Origin of the sequence: Aeromonas sp. QDB25, assembly GCF_027707725.1 — a bacterium.
Lineage (GTDB): Bacteria > Pseudomonadota > Gammaproteobacteria > Enterobacterales > Aeromonadaceae > Aeromonas > Aeromonas caviae.
This window is the reverse complement of the sequence record NZ_JAPCIZ010000163.1, coordinates 1-2,989: the sequence shown is the minus strand read 5'-3', so window position 1 is coordinate 2,989 and position 2,989 is coordinate 1. Positions and strand designations below refer to the sequence as shown.

The following is a 2,989-nucleotide window of genomic DNA, read 5'->3' as shown; positions in this document are numbered from 1 at the left end:
TTTGGCGAGAAGAAGCGTACCAGAACCGGCAGTTGGCCTCTTCTCTCCTATGCACCATGGGTGTTGCAGTTATTATCTGAATTCGCGACAGAGAACGTTGTGCGGTCCGGTTCTCCCACAACGATGAGTTGTTCACAGACATTCACCTATTTGAAGGGGGCGTTAACAGGCCCGCAGTACAAAGCTCAGGTTGATGCGTTCAACGCAAAGATGGGCATTGATGAGAAAGCGATCGAGGATGCCACCGCTATGCTGACTGGCTCTGCAATCGCTGTCTACGATATGGCCTTACAGAGGATGATATGGTCAGCCACTAAAAACGGGCTGGGAAAAGCCTTTGATAAGGTTGGCCTGCAAACTGAAATGATGCAGTTCACGGCCAAAGAACAACGCTTGGTGAAGATGGCGAGCTCGTATGAAATGTTTAATGAACTGGCTCCGGCTCTCATTACGTTCTTCGAGTTCTTCAGTATTTTCATCGCGCCATTGATGCTGCTGATGCTAGTGACCGGTAAGTTCGGCTTACAGGCCGCCGGTAGCTATGCGATGTTCGTTATGTTCACCAACCTTTGGCCTCTTATCGCGGTTGGGGTTGAATCCTATTTGAACTATGCCCTGACCACTGACATGTCATCGAGCGGTTCCTTTGGTCCTGCTGCAATGTCATGGAATGGGAGTCCAGGGGTGTTGGAGAAGGCTCAGACCTATCTGGCAGTCGGCTCGATGATGATGGCGGCGATCCCCTCATTGGCGATGGCGGTCCTATACAAGGGCGTCCACAGTATGCAAGGCGTTGCCAAGCAAGCCTCACCCGATGCCCCGGTCAATGCCCATTACGTTGCCCCGAATATTGCCAGCGCACCGGATAATGGCGCTACGAAAATGGGGTCCACGACCTCGACGTGGGATCCCTATTCCAGTACCGGTGGTGGTGTTATCTCCAGTGCCAATGGTCCGTTGTCGTCGGTGGTTAACGCGGGCTCAGCTGTTGGAAGCTCAATCTCGAAAAATCTGACTGCTGCTCATCAGAGAATGGATCAAGCGATTGCGAGCGCTCAGGAGAGCTACGCACAGGTGACACAGGCTGGTAGGTCTGCGTTGAATAATTCGAGCTTCAATACGAGCGAGAAAGCGCAGATTTCAGATTCCCTTAATGCTACGCAAAGCGCGGTAAAGGCTTATGCAGAAGCATTCAACATATCCTATGGCGAGGCTGCCACAAGAATTGCACAAAATGCGAATGCTGCTTCCAAGGAATTTATGGCCCAGGTTGGTGGGGGCTTTGACTTCGGAGTGTTCTCAGCCACAGGGAAACTCGGTGCTAAAAGTACATCTACAGAAACGGATACACGAGGTCAAACTGAGGAGGCAGGAGAGAACCATTCATCGGGACGCTCAGGTTCGACATCAAACGCAATGGCCAACTCGGTCAATGCTGCGTTTACTAAAGCCAGTGATTACCTCACCGGTCACACCATAGCGGGCAATGCGTCATATTCCGATGCAGCCAATAAGATGGTGAGTAGCACCAAAAACTATTCAGATAGCAAATCTGTAGTCGACCAAATGGCCTACGCGAGTAATGCGAGTACCAATGGTTCCTTGAATGCCTCGATTGACATTGGCGAACTCGCACAGCGTGCGAAAATTGCAGGCAATGTGTTTGATGCCCAACAGACCGTAGACCGGGTCATGGCGCAGAACGCTGATGCAAGGGAATCGTTCCTTAAAGCTGGCGTGATTGGGGAGGATGGCCAATTAACTGACAACGCAAGAATCCGTATCAATAAAATTGCAGATGGTGCCAAATTTACCGGGGTAGGAATTTCCAATGTTGCGGCTACGTCCATTGGTGCCGCCACTTATCTGATTGAAGCTGGCATGAGCCTGACTGGTGGCTTGGATTCCGATGACCGCGCTGTAGCGGCGGCGGTATACCGGGATATGAACGAGACGGCACCAAATGCAGGGTTGCAGCAACTCGTTAAGGTCAATGAAGCTGCCTCTCAGGAAGACAGGGTCAGTAACTATGTGGAGCTTAATGACGGTGCAGCTGCCAACCTAGCAGGGCAGGTGGCGGGAGGTACAGCTAAAACGCAAACTCTGGCAGCTGGCGAGTTTGGTGAAGCTCAGGGGAATGTTAATAGCGGTCAAGCGACTGTCCACGCCCAAGATAGTGAAAATAGGGGTGAAACAGTAGGCGTGGCTATGAGACAGGCTTTAGCCAATAACGGCGGTAAAGATGATGTCACCTATCCCTTAGCGCCTAACCGTGAGAATGGGACAGCTGCAACAATGAAAAGTGTCACTGGGGCCTTGCACGTTGAGGGTTCCGATGCGACTGAGACAACACAAGCTAAGGATCTTATGGAGTCTAACAACTTCTGGCTGGGTCAAACAGTGGGTGACTCACTTGTTGGGTTCGGGGTCAATCTTTTGCCGGATAATGCGTCCATGAATAAGGGACGTGAATGGCTCGATGAAGCAGGGGATAAGGTCGCCAATATGCCCGGAGTTCCGCAGCTAAAGGAGGGGGCTGAATCATTTACCACTAATATGGATAAAATGGTCGATCAACTTTCTAAAGGCTTCCCAGGCAAAAAGTGATGCCAAGCATTTTCCAGCGGGATCTCAGCTGGTTGACCACAGAAGGGCCCAAGGGGCCCTTTTTGTTAAGGCTTGGCGTTTGTTTCAGAATGCCTCTTCGAGGACAGGGTGACGCTCCCCACTCACGGCAAGCAAGTCAGGCTGTATATCGACCGCATTAGGGTGCTTCCTTGCATCATCGAATTTGACGTGTCCCTTGGCTTTCCGCAGTGAAAGCACATCAGCGCAGGGCAGCATGACCGCTGCTTTTAGCCGGTAATCGGTCTCAAAGAGAATGATGGCCACATGATCAAATGCGCCCGGTAGATACTTTTCGTAGTTGGTGCGGTTTTGCGTTTTGTCGGTACCCTGCACCCGGCTTTTGACTTGCACCGAGCCCCAG

At 51.5% G+C, this 2,989-nt stretch carries 2 protein-coding genes; one reads left to right on the top strand and one right to left on the bottom strand.

The window, feature by feature from the left end; all coding sequences use genetic code 11:
- The coding region (locus PG883_RS23020; RefSeq protein ID WP_270808382.1) for a conjugal transfer protein TraG N-terminal domain-containing protein at positions 1 to 2,607 on the top strand (2,607 nt) is incomplete at its 5' end.
- An 84-nt stretch (positions 2,608 to 2,691) separates the two neighbouring features.
- On the opposite strand, the gene PG883_RS23015 is transcribed toward PG883_RS23020, so the two are convergent.
- On the bottom strand, positions 2,692 to 2,989 hold a 298-nt coding region (locus PG883_RS23015; protein ID WP_270808379.1), incomplete at its 5' end, for a hypothetical protein.